The organism is Sphingobium sp. 22B, assembly GCF_001580035.1.
Taxonomy (GTDB): domain Bacteria; phylum Pseudomonadota; class Alphaproteobacteria; order Sphingomonadales; family Sphingomonadaceae; genus Sphingobium; species Sphingobium fuliginis.
This window is the reverse complement of the sequence record NZ_LTAB01000011.1, coordinates 148,766-166,677: the sequence shown is the minus strand read 5'-3', so window position 1 is coordinate 166,677 and position 17,912 is coordinate 148,766. Positions and strand designations below refer to the sequence as shown.

At 67.9% G+C, this 17,912-nt stretch carries 15 protein-coding genes; 3 read left to right on the top strand and 12 right to left on the bottom strand.

The window, feature by feature from the left end:
* Nucleotides 1-6: 6 nt before the first annotated feature.
* Nucleotides 7-2,094 (top strand): 3-hydroxyacyl-CoA dehydrogenase NAD-binding domain-containing protein, encoded by a 2,088-nt coding sequence (locus A0J57_RS12300; RefSeq protein ID WP_061936056.1) that lies wholly within the window; start codon nt 7-9, stop codon nt 2,092-2,094.
* On the top strand, nt 2,091-3,269 hold the full coding sequence (gene bktB / locus A0J57_RS12295; RefSeq protein WP_061936053.1) for a beta-ketothiolase BktB: 1,179 nt from the start codon (nt 2,091-2,093) through the stop codon (nt 3,267-3,269). The genes A0J57_RS12300 and bktB overlap by 4 nt, the downstream gene beginning before the upstream one ends.
* 83 nt (nt 3,270-3,352) lie before the next feature.
* Here the strand turns inward: bktB and dmpG are convergent, their stop codons facing one another.
* On the bottom strand, nt 3,353-4,375 hold the full coding sequence (gene dmpG, locus A0J57_RS12290; protein ID WP_048576899.1) for a 4-hydroxy-2-oxovalerate aldolase: 1,023 nt from the start codon (nt 4,373-4,375) through the stop codon (nt 3,353-3,355).
* On the bottom strand, nt 4,372-5,313 hold the full coding sequence (locus A0J57_RS12285; RefSeq protein WP_061936050.1) for an acetaldehyde dehydrogenase (acetylating): 942 nt from the start codon (nt 5,311-5,313) through the stop codon (nt 4,372-4,374). Before A0J57_RS12285 ends, dmpG begins: the two co-directional genes overlap by 4 nt.
* A gap of 127 nt (nt 5,314-5,440) precedes the next feature.
* Here A0J57_RS12285 and A0J57_RS12280 point away from each other — a divergent pair, with 127 nt between their 5' ends.
* A complete protein-coding gene (locus A0J57_RS12280) occupies nt 5,441-6,205 on the top strand; it encodes an IclR family transcriptional regulator (protein ID WP_061936047.1) in 765 nt (254 codons plus the stop codon).
* A gap of 42 nt (nt 6,206-6,247) precedes the next feature.
* On the opposite strand, the gene A0J57_RS12275 is transcribed toward A0J57_RS12280, so the two are convergent.
* From A0J57_RS12275 to A0J57_RS12230, 10 genes are all read right to left on the bottom strand, one after another.
* Nucleotides 6,248-8,227 (bottom strand): hybrid sensor histidine kinase/response regulator, encoded by a 1,980-nt coding sequence (locus A0J57_RS12275; protein ID WP_061936042.1) that lies wholly within the window; start codon nt 8,225-8,227, stop codon nt 6,248-6,250.
* On the bottom strand, nt 8,220-8,858 hold the full coding sequence (locus A0J57_RS12270) for a chemotaxis protein CheX (protein WP_025549510.1): 639 nt from the start codon (nt 8,856-8,858) through the stop codon (nt 8,220-8,222). The genes A0J57_RS12275 and A0J57_RS12270 overlap by 8 nt, the downstream gene beginning before the upstream one ends.
* The gene (locus tag A0J57_RS12265; protein WP_025549511.1) at nt 8,855-9,238 is read right to left on the bottom strand and encodes a response regulator; all 384 of its coding nucleotides are present in this window, start codon (nt 9,236-9,238) and stop codon (nt 8,855-8,857) included. Before A0J57_RS12265 ends, A0J57_RS12270 begins: the two co-directional genes overlap by 4 nt.
* Nucleotides 9,239-9,319: 81 nt before the next feature.
* On the bottom strand, nt 9,320-9,565 hold the full coding sequence (locus A0J57_RS12260) for a hypothetical protein (RefSeq protein WP_061936039.1): 246 nt from the start codon (nt 9,563-9,565) through the stop codon (nt 9,320-9,322).
* Nucleotides 9,562-11,511, bottom strand: coding sequence for a chemotaxis protein CheA (locus A0J57_RS12255; RefSeq protein WP_061936037.1), 1,950 nt, complete (start codon nt 11,509-11,511; stop codon nt 9,562-9,564). Before A0J57_RS12255 ends, A0J57_RS12260 begins: the two co-directional genes overlap by 4 nt.
* Nucleotides 11,511-12,347 (bottom strand): protein-glutamate O-methyltransferase CheR, encoded by an 837-nt coding sequence (locus tag A0J57_RS12250; protein ID WP_044661098.1) that lies wholly within the window; start codon nt 12,345-12,347, stop codon nt 11,511-11,513. The genes A0J57_RS12255 and A0J57_RS12250 overlap by 1 nt, the downstream gene beginning before the upstream one ends.
* Nucleotides 12,344-13,489: a chemotaxis-specific protein-glutamate methyltransferase CheB gene (gene cheB, locus A0J57_RS12245; RefSeq protein ID WP_061936034.1), complete on the bottom strand. Its 1,146-nt coding sequence runs from the start codon at nt 13,487-13,489 to the stop codon at nt 12,344-12,346. The genes A0J57_RS12250 and cheB overlap by 4 nt, the downstream gene beginning before the upstream one ends.
* Complete coding sequence (locus A0J57_RS12240; RefSeq protein WP_061936031.1) at nt 13,486-14,892, bottom strand: chemotaxis protein CheW; 1,407 nt, start codon at nt 14,890-14,892, stop codon at nt 13,486-13,488. Before A0J57_RS12240 ends, cheB begins: the two co-directional genes overlap by 4 nt.
* Complete coding sequence (locus tag A0J57_RS12235; RefSeq protein ID WP_061936029.1) at nt 14,889-16,853, bottom strand: methyl-accepting chemotaxis protein; 1,965 nt, start codon at nt 16,851-16,853, stop codon at nt 14,889-14,891. Before A0J57_RS12235 ends, A0J57_RS12240 begins: the two co-directional genes overlap by 4 nt.
* Before the next feature lie 120 nt (nt 16,854-16,973).
* The gene (locus A0J57_RS12230; RefSeq protein ID WP_025547710.1) at nt 16,974-17,897 is read right to left on the bottom strand and encodes a LysR family transcriptional regulator; all 924 of its coding nucleotides are present in this window, start codon (nt 17,895-17,897) and stop codon (nt 16,974-16,976) included.
* Nucleotides 17,898-17,912 lie beyond the last annotated feature (15 nt).

Below are 17,912 nucleotides of genomic sequence, written 5' to 3'. Positions count from 1 at the left end.
ATCATCATGGCCGTCGAGATGACCCGGGCGGGTGCGACCATCGTCCTGCGCCTGTCCAACGGACCGGTAAATGCCCTTTCGGTGGGCAACGGCTTTGTCGAGGAACTGGGGGCGAAAGTCGGGGAAGCGGCGAGCGATCCCGCCTGCCGCGCCATCGTGATCGCCGGCGCCGGCCGGATGTTCTGTGGCGGCGCCGACATCGGCGATTTCGACGGCGATCCCGAGCAGGTCGACCGGCTGCGGCATCTGATTGCGACGGTCGAGGCGTGCGGCAAGCCGGTGATCATGGCGATCCACGGCATGGCGCTGGGTGGTGGCCTGGAACTGGCCATGGCGGGCCACTACCGCGTTGCCCAGGCGGGAAGCCGCCTTGGCCTGCCCGAAGTGACGCTGGGCCTGCTGCCCGGCGCGGGCGGTACGCAGCGCCTGCCGCGCCTGATCGGGGCAGGCGCAGCGCTCGACATGATGCTGTCGGGCAAGCCCGTGATGGCGGAGCGCGCATTGTCGGCGGGACTGGTCGATCAGTTGGTGGACGGCGACGTTGTGGAAGCGGCGCTGGAGGTGGCGCGCAACGTGCCTCCGCTGCGCCGTTCGGGTACGCTGCCGGTGCCTGCCGACCTCGCCGAGGCCGTCGCGTCGCGCCGGGCGAAGCTGCGGGCCGGGCTGAGCCAGGCGCCTGCCCGGATCGTCGATTGCGTCGCGGCGCTGTCCGGCGATCTAGCCGCCGGTTTGGCGCTGGAAGCGGCGCTGTTCGGGGAATTGCTGCGCTCCGAAGCCTCTCGCGGCCTGCGTCACGCATTTTTCGGGGAGCGGACTGTGGCGCGCATTCCCGGATTGGCGCCGGACGTGCGCCCCCGTGACGTCGGCCATGTCGGTATTGTGGGCGGCGGCCTCATGGGCACGGGCATCGCGCTTGCGCTGTTGAACGCGGGCCTGCCCGTGACGATGGCCGAACTGCGTCCCGAGGCGCTCGCCAAGGCGGAAGCCACCATTTGCAAGACGATCCAGCGCGATGTGGAGAAGGGCAGGATCGGTCAGGACGTGGCCGATGCGCGCATCGCCGCCTTCACGGCGGCGACCGAACTGGAGGCGCTCGCGCATGCCGATCTGGTGATCGAGGCGGTGTTCGAGGATATGGGCGTCAAGAAGCAGGTTTTTTCCGCGCTCGATGCGATCGCCCGGCCGGATGCGATATTGGCGAGCAACACATCGACGCTCGACCTCGACGCCATCGCCGCGCTGGTGGCCGATCCGTCGCGGGTCGTCGGCCTGCATTTCTTCTCGCCCGCCAATATCATGCGGTTGCTGGAAGTGGTTCGCGGCAGGGAAACCGCGCCGGATGTGCTGGCGACCGCGATGGCGCTGGGCAAGCGGATCGGCAAGGTCGGCGTCGTGTCGGGCGTGTGCGACGGCTTCATCGGCAACCGCATGTTCGAGGAATATCTGCGCCAGGTCTGGTTCATGCTGGAGGAAGGCGCGCTGCCGCAGCAGATCGACGCCGCTATGGAGCGGTGGGGCATGGCGATGGGACCGTGCCGGACGATGGATCTGGCTGGACAGGACATCGGCTGGGCGATCCGCAAGCGCCGTATGGCGGAACAGCCCGACCGGCCCTATTCGGGCGTGATAGACCGCATCTGTGAACTGGGGCGGTTCGGACAGAAGACGGGCAAGGGCATCTACGCCTATCCGGATGGCCGGACGGCGGAAACCGATCCGGAAATCACAAGGCTGATCGAGGATTACTCCGCCGAGACAGGCCTTGAGCGGCGCGCGTTCAGCGATGAGGAAATCGTCGGCCGTTGCCTGCTGGCCCTGGTCAATGAAGGCGCGCGGATCGTGGAGGAAGGAATCGCCTATCGTCCCGTCGACGTCGACATGATCTACATCCATGGCTATGGCTTCGGCCGCGAACGCGGCGGACCGATGTTCCAGGCCGACATCATGGGCTTGTCCACCGTTCTGGACCGGCTTCGCGCCCTTGCCGCCGGCCGTAACGGATGGGCATGGACGCCCGCCCCGCTGATCGAGCGGCTCGCTGCCGAGGGTGGGCGCTTCGGGGATCTCAACATTCAGGACAGGAACAGCATATGACGGATGTCTTTCTGGTATCGGCGGCGCGGACGGCCATCGGCAGCTTCGGCGGCTCGCTCAAGGATCAGAAGCCGGGCGAACTGGGTGCGCATGTGGCGCGGGCGGCGATCGAGCGCGCGGGGCTCGACGCAAGCCTGATCGGCAATGTCGTACTGGGCAATGTCATCCCTTGCGAGCCGCGCGACGCCTATGCCGCGCGCATAGCGGCGATCGGCGCGGGCATTCCGCAGGAAACTCCGGCGAACAGCGTCAACCGCCTCTGCGGATCGGGTTTGCAGGCGATCCTTACCGCAGCCCAGTCGATCATGCTCGGTGACTGCGACATCGCGCTGGGCGCGGGCGTGGAGATCATGAGCCGCGCGCCTTATTTCCTGCCCGCCGCCCGCTGGGGCCAGAAGATGGGCGATGCGGTGGTGCAGGACGGGTTGACCGGCGCGCTGACCGATCCCTTCCACGGCATCCATATGGGCGTCACGGGGGAGAATGTCGCTGTCCGCTACGGCATTTCGCGGGAAGACCAGGACGCGCTCGCCTATGAAAGCCAGAAGCGGGCGGCGAACGCCATCGCGCAGGGCTATTTCAGGGAGCAGATCGTGCCGGTGGAGGTGACGGTGCGGCGCAAGCCGGTGCCGTTCGACACCGACGAATTCGTGCGCGCCGATGCGGCCCCGGAGGATTTCAGCAAGCTGAAGCCCGTCTTCCAGAAGGATGGGACCGTGACGGCCGGCAATGCGTCGGGAATCAACGACGGCGCCGCCGCCGTGGTGCTGGCAAGCGGGGAGGCGGTGAAGGCGCAGGGATTGAAGCCCCTCGCGCGACTGGTCGCCTATGGCCATGCGGGGGTCGATCCGGCCTATATGGGCATCGGCCCGGTGCCCGCCACGCGCAAGGCGCTGGAGCGGGCGGGGATCGGCGTGGGCGATCTGGACGTGATCGAATCCAACGAAGCCTTTGCGGCGCAGGCCTGCGCCGCCTCGCGGGAGCTGGGCTTCGATCCGGCAAGGGTCAATCCCAATGGCAGCGGCATTTCGCTGGGCCATCCGGTGGGGGCGACGGGCGCGATCATCACGACCAAGCTGGTCTATGAACTGCAGCGCACCGGCGGCCGCCTGGGCCTGACGACCATGTGCATAGGCGGCGGCCAGGGCATCGCGGCCATCTGGGAACGGGTGTGAGGCCTGGCTCGCCCCTGGCCTGACGGACGAACCGTCAGGCCAGGGGCGTGCTCACGGGCGAAGGGGCGAAGCCGCCCCGCCGCTTATTTCGCGCTGAGATCCAGCGCGACGTCGACGATCATATCCTCCTGACCGCCGACCATCTTGCGACGGCCCACTTCCGCAAGGATGCTGCGCGTGTCGAGGCCATAGTCCTGCGCCGCCTTTTCCGCATGGCGCAGGAAGCTGGAATAGACGCCCGCATAACCCAGCGTCAGCGTTTCGCGGTCCACGCGCACCGGCCGGTCCTGCAGGGGGCGGACCAGTTCTTCGGCGGCGTCCATCAACGCATAGAGATCGCAGCCATGGTTCCAGCCATAGCGGTCCGCTGCGGCAATGAACACCTCCAGCGGCGCATTGCCGGCGCCGGCTCCCATGCCGGCCAGGCTGGCGTCGACGCGGACCGCGCCGTTCTGCACGGCGACGATGGAATTGGCGACGCCCAGCGAAAGATTGTGGTGGGCGTGCACGCCACGCTGCGTCTCGGGCTTCAGCACGCGATCATAGGCCTGAAGCCGCGCCGCATATTGCTCCATGTTGAGCGCGCCGCCGCTGTCGGTGACATAGACGCAGTGCGCGCCATAATCTTCCATCAGCTTGGCCTGCTGCGCCAGCGCATCCGGATCGGTCATGTGGCTCATCATCAGGAAGCCGGACACGTCCATGCCCAGGTTGCGCGCCGCCTCGATATGCTGCTTCGAAACATCCGCCTCCGTGCAATGGGTGGCGATGCGCACCGACCGCACGCCCAGATCATAGGCATGCTTCAGATCGTGCACCGTGCCGATGCCGGGCAGCAGCAGCGTCGTCAGGACGCTATGTTCCAGCACGTCCGCCACGGCGGCGATCCAGTCATGGTCCGTATGCGCGCCGAAACCATAGTTGAAGGACGACCCGCTAAGGCCGTCGCCATGGGCGACCTCGATGGCGTCGACCTTGGCGTCGTCCAGCGCCCGGGCGATCTTCTGCACATGGTCGATGCTATATTGGTGACGGACGGCATGCATGCCGTCGCGCAGCGTGACGTCCTGGATGTAGAGCTTGGTCTGGGTCGGATCGAAGGTCATGCGACGGCTCCTTCATGCATGCGGACGGCGATCTTCTCGGCGGTGCGCAACGCGGCCGAGGTCATGATGTCGAGATTGCCGGCATAGGCGGGCAGGTAATGGGCGGCTCCCTCGACCTCCAGGAAGACGCTGACCTTGAGGCCCGTGAATTCCCCGTCCATCTCCGGAATGCGCAGGGGACGGTTCGATCCGATATGTTCGAACTGCACCGCCTGCTTCAGCCGGTATCCCGGCACATAGGTCTGCACTTCGGCCACCATGCGGTCGATGCTGGCGCGGATCTCGTCCTGGCTGGCGTCGTCGCACAGGCAATAAACGGTGTCGCGCATGATCAGCGGCGGCTCGGCGGGGTTGAGGATGATGATGGCCTTGCCGCGGCTCGCCCCGCCGACGTCGACGATCGCCTGGCTGGTGGTCTCGGTGAATTCGTCGATATTGGCGCGCGTGCCGGGGCCTGCGCTCTTGGAGGCGATGGAGGCGACGATCTCGCCATAATGCACCTTCGCGACGCGGTTGACGGCATGGACGATGGGGATGGTCGCCTGGCCGCCGCAGGTCACCATGTTGACGTTCGACGCATCCAGGTTGGTTTCGCCGTTGACGGGCGGAATGGTGTAGGGGCCGATGGCTGCGGGCGTCAGGTCGACCACCCGCTTGCCATGCGCCTGGAGCAGTTCATTGTGCCGCTTGTGCGCGCCTGCCGACGTCGCGTCGAACACGATGGCGATGTCCTTGAAACCCTCCAGCGCGATCAGGCCGTCAATGCCCTCCGCCGTGATGGGCACGCCCATGCGGGCGGCGCGCTTCAGCCCGTCCGATTCCGGATCGATGCCGACGAAGGCACCCATTTCCAGCGTCTCCGAAAGACGCATGATCTTTATCATCAGGTCGGTGCCGATATTTCCCGATCCGATGATCGCAACCTTGGTTTTGGCCATATCCTTCAAGCCTTTTCGTAAAGGAAACGCATGTCGCCGGCGCCGGGTACGGCCCGCCTCACAGCGCATGAGAATAAGGGAGCTTTGTACTTGACGCCACCGGGCCAAGCTGTGATCTTCTCACATCATGAGAAACAGGACGCCGCAAATCAGTTCGCTCAAGCGGACCCTGGCCATGCTGGAGGGGGTTGTGGCCGATGGCGGGCAGAACAGCGTTTCCGCGCTGGCGCGGTCCATCGACATACCCGTGGCGACGGCCCACCGGCAGGTGACGACGCTGGTCGAGGAAGGGTATCTGACGCCGGTCGGGCGCGGACGGCATGTCGCCGGGGCGCGGCTGCTGCGGCTCTTGCAGCGGCTCGACGAAAAGCAGTTGATCGTCAACGTCGCCGCGCCCGCCATGCACCGGCTGGCCGTGAAGGCGCGGACGATCGTGCAGCTGGGGACGCTGGAAAATGACATGGTCACCTATCGCCTGAAAATCGGCCAGGGGGCGGCAGGACTGTTCACGCGGGTGGGAATGCAGTTGGAGGCCTATTGCTCCGGCATGGGCAAGGTGCTGCTGGCCCATCTTCCCCGCGGCGAGCGGGACGCCTATCTCGCCAACGGGCCCTTCGTCGCCCTTACCCCGCGCACCATCGTCGATGCTGGCGCTCTGGCATGCGAACTCGATCTGGTGGCGCGGCAGGGATATGCGATCGACGATGGAGAAATTGCCGAAGACCTGACCTGCGCGGCCGTTCCGATCCGAAGGCCGGACGGCATGGTGCCCGCCGCCATATCCATATCGCAGTCGATGAGCGCGAGGAAGATCGGGCATGACGAGGTGATCGAACTGCTGCACGCCACGGCGCGGGAGATCGAGCAGGTGGCGTTCAACGCAGCGGAATGAGGCGCCACCGATGACCAGCGCCCGCGTTCGACGCAGCGCGTCCTAGCCCTTGTCGATGATCTCGCGTACCCGTTCCGCCAGGCTGCGGAAGGTGAAGGGCTTGGCCAGCAGTTCGACGCCGCTGTCCAGCCGTCCGTCGCGCATGATCGCATCCCTGGGATAACCCGATGTGTAGAGGATGCGCAGCCTGGGCTGCCGGGCGCGGGCCGCAGCGGCGAGTTCGCTGCCCGACATGCGGGGCATGACGACGTCCGTGATCAGCAGCTTGATCGGCTGGTCCTGCTTGTCCAGCAGGGCAAGGGCGGAGGCACCGTCATGCGCCTCCACCACCCGATAACCCAGCTCGCGCAGCGTTCCCACCGTATAGGCGCGAACATCGTCGTCATCTTCGACAACCAGGATCGTTTCCGACGCGCTGCCGAAGGGTTCGCGCTCGTCCATCGCATCGGCGGGCGGTTCCGCGCTCTGGACGCTGCGCATCAGCAGCAGCGTCACGGTCGTGCCTTCCCCCAATGCCGAGTCGATCAGCACGCTGCCGCCGGATTGCTTGGCGAAGCCATAGACCATGGACAGGCCAAGGCCCGTGCCCTTCCCGACCTCCTTGGTGGTGAAGAAGGGATCGAACACCTTGGTCAGGGTGTCCGCGTCCATGCCGGTGCCGTTGTCGCTTACCGTGATCGCCACATAATCGCCGGGACTGACATGGCTTTCGTCGCTCTGGTGCGCGGCGACCTGCCGGTTGCCCGCGGCGATGGTCAGCGATCCGCCCTGCGGCATGGCGTCGCGGGCGTTCACGGCCAGGTTGAGGATCGCATTTTCAAGCTGGTGCGGATCGGCCTCTATGGCCCAGACGTCGTCCGGCGCCTCGATGGCGATGGCGACCGCTTCGGTGATGGTGCGGGTGAGCAGGTCCGACATGCCGGCCAGCAGGCGGGGCACCTCCACGGCACGGGGGTCGAGCGGCTGCCGGCGGGAGAAGGCAAGCAGGCGCTGGGTCAGCGCCGCTGCCCGTTCCGCACCGCGCATGGCATTGTCCAGCGCGCGGCCCACCCTGGGATCGGCCGAATTGTCGAGCCGCCGCAGCGCCATGTCGACGCTGCCGGTGATGATGGTCAGCAGATTGTTGAAATCATGCGCGATGCCGCCGGTAAGCTGGCCGACGGCCTCCATCTTCTGCGCCTGGCGGAGCGCATCCTCCGCCCGCAGGCGTTCGTCTATCTCCTGCGCGACGCGCTGCTCCAGCGTGTCGTTCAATTCGCGCAGCCGCGTTTCCTGAAGCTTCGCATCGGTCACGTCATAGATGACGCCCAGCAGCCGGTAACCGCTTCCCTCGCTGTCGCGCATCGCCTCGCCACGGCGGGCGATCCAGCGTTCCGCGCCATCGTCGCTGCGGCGGATGCGGAACACGCTGTCGATGCTGGCAGGTTCCGCACCGTCTTCGGGTATCAACGGCTCCTCGTCCTCGCACACGACCGCGTTGATCGTCCTGACCGGCAGCCGGTCGGCGGGGTGGAGGCCGAGCAGCCGGCAGAATTCGCTGGAGACCGACACTGTCGCGAAGCCGTCCCGATATTCGAACGTGCCGATCCCGCCGGCGCTCTGCGCGATGCGGAGCCGCTCCTCCGTGCGCTTGCGGTCGGTCACATCGACCAGCAGCCCGGTGAAACGTACCGGCTCGTCCTGATCGTCAAGCTGGCTCCGGCCCCGGCCGTGCATCCATAATATCGCACCGTCCGGAGCGATGATGCGGAATTCCTTGGAGAAGAATTCGGAGCCTGCCAGCATGCCAGCGACCGCGATGCGGATGCGGGCGCGATCCTCCGGATGGATGGCGCGGAAGAAGGCGGCGGTCGGCAATGGCTGGTCGGCGGCATCGGCGCCCAATCCGTACAGCTCGGCAAAACGGGCATCGACGGTCAGCCGGTCCCGGACGATGTCCCAGTCCCAGGCGCCGCTGGCCCCCGCCGCCGCGAGCACGGCGCGCAATTGATCCGCGTTTCCGATGATCGTTTCGTCAGCCATCCTCGCCCACGATGCGCGAGATGAACTCGTCGAGCAACTGCTTGAGCGTCGCGAGCGAAGGAATGTCCATCAGCATCGCGATATAGCCGCGAATGTCGCGCTGGCGCACCGCAAAGTCGATGTAGAGAAAGAGGACCAGCCCTTCCGACCCTGTCGTTTCATCGATTTCGAACAGGGTCGCGCCATTGCCCCGCAGCACTTCGGGGATGGTCATGGACAGCGACCGCTTGAGCATGTTGGCCATGGTCGCAAGGCAGCTGTTGAGGATGATGTTGCCCGTCTCGGCCAGCGCCTCCTGCTCCATCTCGACCGCTTCCTCGGCCGAAAGGGCGCCGCCCGTCACCGCCCGAACCAGCTCCAGGCTGTTCGTTTCGGGGAAGATCAGCAGGGCCCGCCCGCAAAAGGGACCCGAAAAATCCTGCCGCACCGCGATCAGGTCGACCACTTCGCGCTCGCTGATCAGGCGGGCGGCGCGGCGCTGGCTCACGACCTCCACCGAAGGGACGGACAGGACGACCTGGTCCCCGATCATCTTCCTCAAGGAAGAGGCGGCGCGGCTCACGCCGATATTCACGATCTCGGTCAGGGCGTCCTGTTCGAGTTCGCTCAGCGCGACGTGGCCCGTTATCATTCCTGGCTGGACCTCAGCTTGAGCGCAGCGCCGGTCAGGAAGCCGGCAAGGCCCTCGCTGGTGACGGGTTTGGCGATGAAGGCGGCGCCGATCGCCCGCGCCTGCGCGATGATCTCGTCCTGGATATTGGCGGTGATGATCGCGATCGGCATGTCCGGCCTCAAAGCGCGTATCTCACCTGCAAGTTCCAGCCCATCCTGTTCGGTCATGTTGAAATCGATGAGAGCGACTTCGATCCGCTCCTTGCCCAGCAGTTCCAGCGCCTGCGCCCCGCTGCCGGCCTCGATTTTCTGCCAGTCGGGCTGAAGTTCCGCCAATGCCTTTCCCGCGACGATCCGCGCGAGTTTGCTGTCGTCCACGATCAACACGGTAACGGGCATTCATGACTCCACTCAATCTCGACCCGGTCGGGCCTTCAGCTTCTTCTATAGAAAGGAACCGCAACCGCAGATATGAAATTGTTACACCTCGATCTGCATTGGCGATGCAAAGGCGATTTCCCGCAGGAACGGGCTTTCGGGCCGGCCGATGACGGGCCGGCCGGCGGCGAGGACCAACTGCACCACGGCAAGATGCGCCCGCGCCAGCCCGGCGATGTCGATCCTGTGATGGGGATGCTCCAGCAGCGCGGCCAGCAGCGGTTCGGCGTCCTCCACCGTCGCAGCGCCAGAGAGGATGATCCGGTCCTCCTCCACGACCACGCTCATGCCACCAGCTCCGGCAGGTCCAGCACCAGCAGCACGCTGCCGTCGGACATCATCGCCGTACCCGCCACGGCGGGCATGGCGGCCAGCAATCCCGTGCTTTCGCGCACGACGGCGTCGAACCGCTCCCCGAAGGCAGCCACGCGCAGCGCGGTGCGGCAGGGTCCGGCATCGGTCACCACCAGCCGGGCAAGCGCGCCGCTCGTGGGTTCCAGCCCCAGCAGCGCCGCCAGGTCCAGAACGGGCACGGACCTGTCCCGCAATATGCAGGCATGCGCCTGGCCGACCGGCTGGACCGCGCTGGCGTCGACCCGTGCGGTTTCAACGATCTGGTCCAGCCTGACGCCGAGCTGACGGTCCCCCGCCGCGACGACCAGAAGCGGAGTCGTGATCGCATTGGCCGGCAGGCGCAGGATGATGCGCGTGCCCCGGCCGACCTCGCTCTGGATCGCGATGGTCCCCGCCAGCCGTTCGACGGCCGCCCGCACGGCGTCCATGCCGACGCCCCGGCCCGACAGCATGGTCGCGCTTTCGGCGGTGGAAAAACCGGGGAGGAAGACGATATGCAAGGCTTCCGCGTCGCTGAGCGCGGCCGCCGCCTCGCCGCTCATCAGGCCCTTGGCGACGGCTGCCACCCGCATCGCCTGCGGATCGATCCCGCGCCCGTCATCGGTCAGGACGATGGAGATATGGCCGCCATCCTGCCGGACGGCAAGCCCGATCCGCCCTTCGGCGGGTTTCCCGCTGGCCACCCTCTGCCCGGCCGGCTCCAGCCCGTGGTCGACGGCGTTGCGCACCAGATGGAGCAGGGGTTCGAACAACTGGTCGGCCAGTTGCTTGTCGACCTGCGCCGTCTCCCCCTCGATGGTGAAGCGGATCGCCTTGTCCACCATGGCCGCGGCCTCCCGCGCCAGCCGCGGCAGGCGGCGCAGCACGGGTTCGAGCGACACCAGCCTCACCTGCGCGACCGAGCGCTGGAGCTGTCCGGCGACGCGGGCGATCTCGTCCTCCGCGGCACGGAGTTCGGCGGCGAGCAGCGGATCGATGGCGCGCAGGCGGGCCGCTATCGGTTGCAGCGCACGGATCGCGACGGCAAGTTCGCCGCTCTGGTCGGCCAGCCGGTCGAGCCGGGCCGCCTCGACCCTGAGCGTGGCCGCAAGTTCGGCGGCATAGGGGGCAGAATCGCTTGCCGCTGGCGACGGATTGAACGGCGCGACCGCAATCTGATCGGGCGCCAGCCGGAACGCGGCGCGCACCTGCGCTTCGTCGGCGGCGCTCAACCCCTCTATGGCGGCCATGCAGCGGAACGGCTCGCAGGCGGCGAGGTCCGGCCAGGCATCGCCGGCGGGCAATATGGCGATGCCCAGCAATTGCGGCACATTCTCAACCATGGCCAGCGGGTCCTCGCCCCGGAAGAAGCAGTCGGGATCGGGGGTATAGCGGAAGGCCGTTCTCGCCCGGCCGGGGTCGACCATGGCCAGTTCGGCGCGGCTGCGCAGGGCGGCGATCCAGTCCTGATCAGCCGCGACCCGGGGTGAGACAGGCAGGGGAAGGTCAGCTTCACCGGTTTTCCCGTCCCCTGCGATCAGGGCGATCAGGCGGTCCGAAAGGCCGGTGGCGTCGGCGTCCAGCGAAGCGGCGCCCTCCATGGCGTCGATCCAGCGGTCGGTCTGGTCGATCGCCTGCATCAACAGGTCGAGCATGGCTTCGTCCAGCGCCCCGTCGCCTTTCCTCGCGCCTTCGAGTCGGGCCTCTGCGACGTGGAGCAGCCGTTCCGCCGGCGCCATGTCGAACAGGGCGACCGACCCCTTGAGCGTATGGGTGGCGCGGAACAGCCGGTCGAGCGCCGGGCGGTCCCGTGCGTCGCGGCCAAGCGCCACCAGGGCGGCATGCGCATCCGCCACCAGATCGCGTCCTTCGAGCAGGAACTGTTGAAGCAGCTCGTCCATCAGCGCCGACGATAGACGATTGCCTGGCGCAAGCGAACCAGATCGAAGCGCTCGTCGATCCGGGCCATGGATTCGCTATGGCCGAGCAGGAGATAGCCGCCGGGAAGAAGCGCCTCGTGCAGATGCCGGGCGGCGGCGATGCGCGATTCGTCGTCGAAATAAATGAGCAGGTTGCGGCAAAGCACGATGTCGAAGCGGCCCTGGCTCGCCACCGAAGCCGCGTCGTTCAGGTTCGCCTGGGTGAAGAGCACGGATTCGCGCAGGTCCTGGACGATCCGTCGGCGGTGCTGATGCTCGCGTTCGAAATAGGCCGCGAGCATGTCCGCCGGCAGCCGGGCGAGGGCGCGCGCGCCATATTGGCCGTCCCGCGCGGCATCGAGCGCGTGGGTGTCGATGTCCGACCCGACGATCTCGACATGATAGGCGTCAACCAGCGGCCATCGCTCCAGCAGCCAGAGCGCGATCGAATAGGCTTCCTCCCCGGTCGAGCAGGGAAGGGACCAGATGCGGATCAGGTCGCCGGGCCGCTTTTCCGCGGCGATCCTGGGCAGGATCTCGTCCGCCAGCGCGGTGAGCTGATGCTCCTCCCGGAAGAAATAGGTCTCGTTGATGGTGACGGCGTTGATCAGCATCTGCCGCTCGTGCGCATCGCGCTCCAGCAGCAGGAGGTAGCGGGCGATGTCGGTTGTCGCGGTCCGGTCCATGCGGTGCGCGACCCGGCGTTCGAGGTAGAAGCGCTTCTTCTCGTCGAACTTCATGCCGGTCAGGCGGTAGAGCAGCGCCGTCAGCCGCGTCAGCGACGATCCCGCAAGCAGCGTTTCGGGCGCCTGCGTCATCCCTGCGCCCAGGCGAGGAGCTGCGCCGCCAGTTCTTCCAGCGGCAGGACCAGATCGGCGCCGCCCGCCGCGACGAGCGCACCCGGCATGCCCCAGACGACGGAGCTTGCCTCGTCCTGCGCCAGCACATGGCCGCCGTCCCGGTGGAGGGCGGCCATCGCCTCCGCCCCGTCATGCCCCATGCCTGTCATCAGCACGGCGACCAGCGTCCGTGGCGGGAACAGCGCGCGCGCGCTTTCGACCAGCCGGTCCGCGCTGGGATGCCATAGCCGATCCGCCCGCATCGGGGCGGCCAGTATCTGGGGCACGCCATCCCGGCGGGAGAAGATCAGGTCCGCGTCTCCCCGCCCGATATAGGCGGTGCCGGGGCGAAGGGGGCGGGGCTGCCGCACCTCCTCCACCGCGATGGCGCATCCCCGGTCGAGGCGGCGGGCCAGCGGCCCGGTGAAGCTAGACGGCATGTGCTGGGCGATGACGATGGGCCAGGGGAAGTCGGCAGGCAGCGGACCGAGCAGCGCGTCCAGCGCCGACGGCCCACCGGTGGAGACGCCCACCAGCACCGCCTCTATCCCTGAAAGCGCCTCGGCTTTCCCGTGCGAAGGAAGGCGGGCGGGCCGCCTGCGGGGGGGAATGGCCGTCGCGGCCTGTCTGGGCATGGACGGGCGGACGGGAGCAGCGGAGCCGCCCGCAAGGCGCGTGGCGGCGGCGCGCCGCCGGACCCGCTCGGTCAGCCGGGCGCTGCGCGGGATGCGGGCGCTGGCGGCCTCGCGGACTTTGGCGACAAGCGTGGCCGCGATTCCTTCGATCTCGATCGACAGCGGTCCCCGCGGCTTGGGAATGAAATCGACCGCGCCCAGCGCCAGCGCTTCCAGCGTCTCGTCCGCCCCGGCTTCGGTGAGGGAGGACAGCATGACGACCGGTGTCGGCCGCTCGACCATGATGCGGTCGAGGCAGGCGAGCCCGTCCATTCCGGGCATGTGAATGTCCAGCGTCACGACATCGGGCTGGAACGCGCTGAGCTGTGCTAGGGCTTCGTCGGCGTTGCGGGCCGTGCCTGTCTCGAAATCCCCGGCTTCGGCGAAGATTTCGGTCAGAAGCTGCCGCATCAATGGGCTGTCGTCGACGATCAGCAGTCGGATCATGGCGCTGGCGTCGGCTGGCGGCGGGCGATTTCGGCCATAAGGGCTTGCTCGGCTGAAGAAAGCAACGCTGCCGGCTGGACGACGAGCAGCGTTCTGCCGCCACCGTCCGAAGCGTGCAGCGCCTCTCCGAAAATCCCATCGGCCAGCGCATCGGGAAGGGGTGCGGGAACGAGCATGCTGCGTTCGACGGCAAGGATGGTGCGCGCTTCGTCGACCAGAAAGCCGACGCGCCGGCCGTCGGTGCGCAGCACGATCAGCCGTCGCCGCGCTCCGCTGGCCGGGGAACCCGTCAGACGCATGACTTGATCGACCACCGCGAGCGGTTCGCCGCCAGCCGCCGCCAGACCCGCCAGCCACGGCGGCGCCCCGGGCAGCGTGGTCAGCCGCTCCGGCGGCCCCATCACCTTGTCGATGGCCCCGACCGGCAGGGCAAGGTCATAGGGACCGATGCGGACGAGCAGCAGGGACATCCGCTGGCTGGAGGGCGAGGATGCAGGCGCGGCTTTGCCGCTTCGCTGATCCTTCGTCACCGGCAGGCGCGCGGCGGGATCACGCAGCAGTTCGTCGACCGCCAGGATCGACACCAGCCGGCCGCCGCCCTCCGGACGGCAAATGGCGCTGATCCGCGCCTCGCCTTCCGTCCGCAACAGGGCGGTGGGCAGGCTGTCGATCCGCCCGGGCGACACGCGCAAAAGTCCTTCGACATGATCGACCAGCAGTCCCAGATTCTGCCCGCCGAGCGCCACCACGACGATGCGGCGGCGGGCTCGGTCCGTCTCCGCCCCATCATCGCCGGAAAGGCCCAGCAGCGCCGGGAGCGACAGCACGCCCAGCGACCGGTCGCGCCACCGGATCGTCCCCACCACGGCTGCATCCGCGCCGGGGAGCAGCGCCACGTCGCGGGGCATGCGCAGCACTTGCGCAACCTCCTCCAGGGGCAGGGCGAAGCTCTGATCGCCTATCGCCACGCGCAGCAGCGCCAGCCGGTCGTCCCGCATGGCGTGCCGGACAGGTCGTGCCATGGCCCCGCCTGCGCTGGCGCGTCGCGCACTCGCGCGCAGGGGAAAGGCCTGTGCGATCCATTGGTCGAGGGGGAAATCCTCGATCCTGCCCGCCTCGTCCCCGTCGGACCTTTCCACCGCATCGATGGTCAGGGCGATGGGATCGCTGCCCCCCAGCACCAGCAAATGGCGCGCCGCGCCCAGCGCTTCGCCGCCGGTCATCGCGGCCGGGGAAAGCACCGCGATCGTCTCTCCCCGCACATTGCCCAGCCCCAGCAGACCCGGCGGCGCCAGTGGAACCGGCGTCAGCCGCGGCAATCGGGCGAGTTCGCGCACGCGGCCCGCCGCCACGGCATAGCGCCTGTCACCGGCACGGAAGACGAGCCGGTCGCCCGCCGTCATGCGCCGGACTCTCCGCTGTTGAGCGAGGCGGCGAGAGAGGCGATGTCTTCAATGGCCGCAGCCAGCATTTCCGCGCTCTGCGCCTGCTGGTGAGCGGCAGCGCCCGCCTCCCGCGCTGCTTCGGCCGCCAGTTCGGCCGCCTTGGCGATCTGCTCGCAGCCGCTTCGCACCTCTCGCGCGGCGTGCTGTATCGCCTCCGCGCCATCGAGGATCACGCCATTGTCGGCGCGGGTCGCGTTCAGCTCCGCCGCCATGCCGGCGAAGCGGGCAAGCAGCGCTTCGTTGCGCGTCGTTTCCGTCTCCCCCGCCGCGGCGATCTGGTCGAGCGTGCGCTGCGCGATCTGAATGCCTTCCTGGATGGCGCGCACGACATCCTTGCCTTCTTCGGCATTGGCGGCCAGGCTGCGCGCCAGTTTCCGAATGTCGGCCGTGACGGTCGTGAAGCCTTCGCCCGCTTCGCCGGACCGGGTCGCCTCCACCGCGCCGCTCACCCCCAGCATGTTGGTCTGGAGCGCGCCGAGCGCCAGCGTGTCGGCCACCTTCTCCGCCCGCCGCGCCGTTTCGTTCAGCCTGCCGAGCAGGTCCAGCACGGCGCGCGTGTCTTCGACGGCGGCGCCCACGCCGTCGATCAGGCCGGTCAGTTTCGCGCTTCCTTCCCCGACCGTCGCGACCAGCCCGTCCAGGCTTTCGACCGCGCCGGCCGCCCTGTCCTTTGCAATGGTGGCGCTGGTTTCGATCTGCCCCATGGCGGCGCTGGCCTGCAATGTGGCGGCGCTTTGAAGCTGTGCGCCGCGCGCAATCTGCTCGATGGCGATCTGGATCTGGCTGGATGCGCCCGACAGCTCCTGCACCGTGGCGGATAATTGTTCGGCGGCCACGGCGATCTGCTCGACCTCCTGCGAACCGGCCCGTTCCGTCCCCAGCGCGCCGCTCAGCGCCGCCAGCGCTTCCGCCGTCTGCTGGCTCTGCTCCAGCGAGGCGGCCTGCTGCTCTATCGCCTGCTGCGCCTCGGCCGCCGCGGCGGACTGTTCCTCCGCGGCGCTAGCGACCTGCTCGGCCCCGCGTTCCGATTCCGTGGCGGCGACCTCGGCCTGGAGGGCGGCGGCGGCGATCTCCTGCGCGCCGCCCAGAACGGTGGCGAGGGTGTCCCGCGCTTCTTCCAGGGCTGTGCTGACATGGCTGCCGCTCCGCGCCTCCCCGCTGGCGCGTTCGCTGGCCGCGCGGACCCGCGCCGCAATCGCGCGGACCTCCGCGACGATGCCCGTCGCAATCGCGCGGATGTCGGTCGCGCTCGCCTCCGACGCTTCGGCCAGTTCGCGAACCTCGTCGGCAACGATGCCGAAGCCCCTGCCGCTGTCCCCGGCGCGGGTCGCCTCGATCGATGCGTTCAGCGCCAGCATGCCGGTCTGTTCGGCCAGGTCGCCCATGGCGTCGCCTACCGCGCCGATGCGGCCGGCGGCCAGTTCCAACTGCTCTATCACCGTGACCGAGCCAAGCTGGCGGCGGGCGTTCAACTCTATCGCCGCGACGGAAGCATCGATCTGTTCGGAGATTTCCTTGAACGACGCCTCCAGCCTTTCGGTCTGGCTGCGCGATGCGGCGGCGCGGATGCTCGCTTCCCGAAAATTGGCGCGCAGATGGCCGACGAGGCCGAGCGACTCCTGCGCGGCGCTGGCCGCCTCCTCCGCGCCGCTCGCCATCTGCTCGACATTGCGCTGGAGTTCGGCCGCGGCGGACGCCGATTCCCCCAACCCGCTGGCGAGTTCCTGCGTCGCCTGGTCGAGCCGCTCGACCGCGGTCAGGGGCTTGCGCCTGCGTCCCGGCCGTGCAGGGAGCCGTTTGGGCGGGCTGGACCCGATGGGGGCCACGGACTTGTCCATTGCCGGCCGGTCGTCAGGAGAGGATGCGACCGATCTGCCACGGCCAGCCTTGCCGAGCGCAGCCTTTTTCACCAGGGCCATGGGTAACTCTCTTCCTCGCTTCGATTTCCTACCCGCATAAGCGAGGCGGAAGGCGCACGCCATATCTCCGTGAAAAATGGCAGGGGTGGACTGGCGGAACCGCCGCTTCGCGCAGCCCGCTCAGGATTCCTCGCTCAACGCGGCGGGCACGTCATAGCCCCACTCCGCATATTTGCGGGCGACGACCGATGTCATCAGCGCGAGTTCGGGGGAGCGGTCGCCGGGACGATGGCTCAAGATGATGGGGGACGTGGCGGGTTCGGCCAGTTCGCGAAAGGCGACGTCGTGGCTGCGCGCCCGTCGGACCGATTCGGGAACGATCGCCATGCCTTCCTCCGCCGCGACGAGGCCGATGGCGATCTGAAGCTCGCGCGCTTCATGGACGATGCGCGGCTCAATCGCCTGGTCGCGGAACAGGGAAATCACTTGATCGGCATAGCTGGGGCGTGGGGCGCGGGGATAGACGATCTGCGGTTCGTCCGCCAGTTCGCGCAGCGAAATCGGCCCTTCGCCGCTTGCCAGGGGATGGTCGATCGGAAAGGCTGCGACCAGCTTTTCATCGCGCAGGATGATGCGGCGCACGCCCGGGTCCTCGAACCGGATGCGGCCGAACCCGACATCGATCCGCCCTTCCTTCAGCGCGGCGATCTGGTCCAGCGTGGTGCTTTCCACCATGACCAGTTCGACATTGTCGGCGACCTTGCGGAACGCGCGGATCAATTCGGGCAGCCGCGCATAGATGGTCGAGGCGACGAAGCCGATCACCAGCCGCCGCCGCCGGCTGGTCGCCGCCGCCTTCACCATCGCCTCCACATCTTCCATGCGGCTCAGCACCTGCACCGCCTGCGCATGCAGCAGGCGCCCCACGCCGGTCAGCCGCAGCGGACGGCTGGCGCGGTCCAGCAGGGGCGCGCCGACATGCGCCTCCAGCTGCTGGATCGCGCGCGACAGCGGCGGCTGCGCGATGTGCAGCCGTTCCGCCGCGCGGTTGAAATTGCCCTCGTCCGCCACGGCCACGAAGTAGCGCAGAAGGCGCATGTCCAACATGATGATACCTCC

Excerpts from the sequence above, each read along its gene's own strand:
- A0J57_RS12300 (WP_061936056.1), top strand. The coding sequence starts at position 7 with ATGGCCGTCGAGATGACCCGGGCGGGTGCGACCATCGTCCTGCGCCTG.
- A0J57_RS12280 (WP_061936047.1), top strand. The coding sequence starts at position 5,441 with ATGAGAAACAGGACGCCGCAAATCAGTTCGCTCAAGCGGACCCTGGCC.
- A0J57_RS12255 (WP_061936037.1), bottom strand. The coding sequence starts at position 11,511 with ATGGACGAGCTGCTTCAACAGTTCCTGCTCGAAGGACGCGATCTGGTG.
- dmpG (WP_048576899.1), bottom strand. The coding sequence starts at position 4,375 with ATGACCTTCGATCCGACCCAGACCAAGCTCTACATCCAGGACGTCACG.
- bktB (WP_061936053.1), top strand. The coding sequence starts at position 2,091 with ATGACGGATGTCTTTCTGGTATCGGCGGCGCGGACGGCCATCGGCAGC.
- A0J57_RS12240 (WP_061936031.1), bottom strand. The coding sequence starts at position 14,892 with ATGACGGCGGGCGACCGGCTCGTCTTCCGTGCCGGTGACAGGCGCTAT.
- A0J57_RS12275 (WP_061936042.1), bottom strand. The coding sequence starts at position 8,227 with ATGGCTGACGAAACGATCATCGGAAACGCGGATCAATTGCGCGCCGTG.
- A0J57_RS12250 (WP_044661098.1), bottom strand. The coding sequence starts at position 12,347 with ATGACGCAGGCGCCCGAAACGCTGCTTGCGGGATCGTCGCTGACGCGG.
- A0J57_RS12260 (WP_061936039.1), bottom strand. The coding sequence starts at position 9,565 with ATGAGCGTGGTCGTGGAGGAGGACCGGATCATCCTCTCTGGCGCTGCG.
- A0J57_RS12285 (WP_061936050.1), bottom strand. The coding sequence starts at position 5,313 with ATGGCCAAAACCAAGGTTGCGATCATCGGATCGGGAAATATCGGCACC.
- A0J57_RS12265 (WP_025549511.1), bottom strand. The coding sequence starts at position 9,238 with ATGCCCGTTACCGTGTTGATCGTGGACGACAGCAAACTCGCGCGGATC.
- A0J57_RS12235 (WP_061936029.1), bottom strand. The coding sequence starts at position 16,853 with ATGGCCCTGGTGAAAAAGGCTGCGCTCGGCAAGGCTGGCCGTGGCAGA.
- A0J57_RS12270 (WP_025549510.1), bottom strand. The coding sequence starts at position 8,858 with ATGATAACGGGCCACGTCGCGCTGAGCGAACTCGAACAGGACGCCCTG.
- cheB (WP_061936034.1), bottom strand. The coding sequence starts at position 13,489 with ATGATCCGACTGCTGATCGTCGACGACAGCCCATTGATGCGGCAGCTT.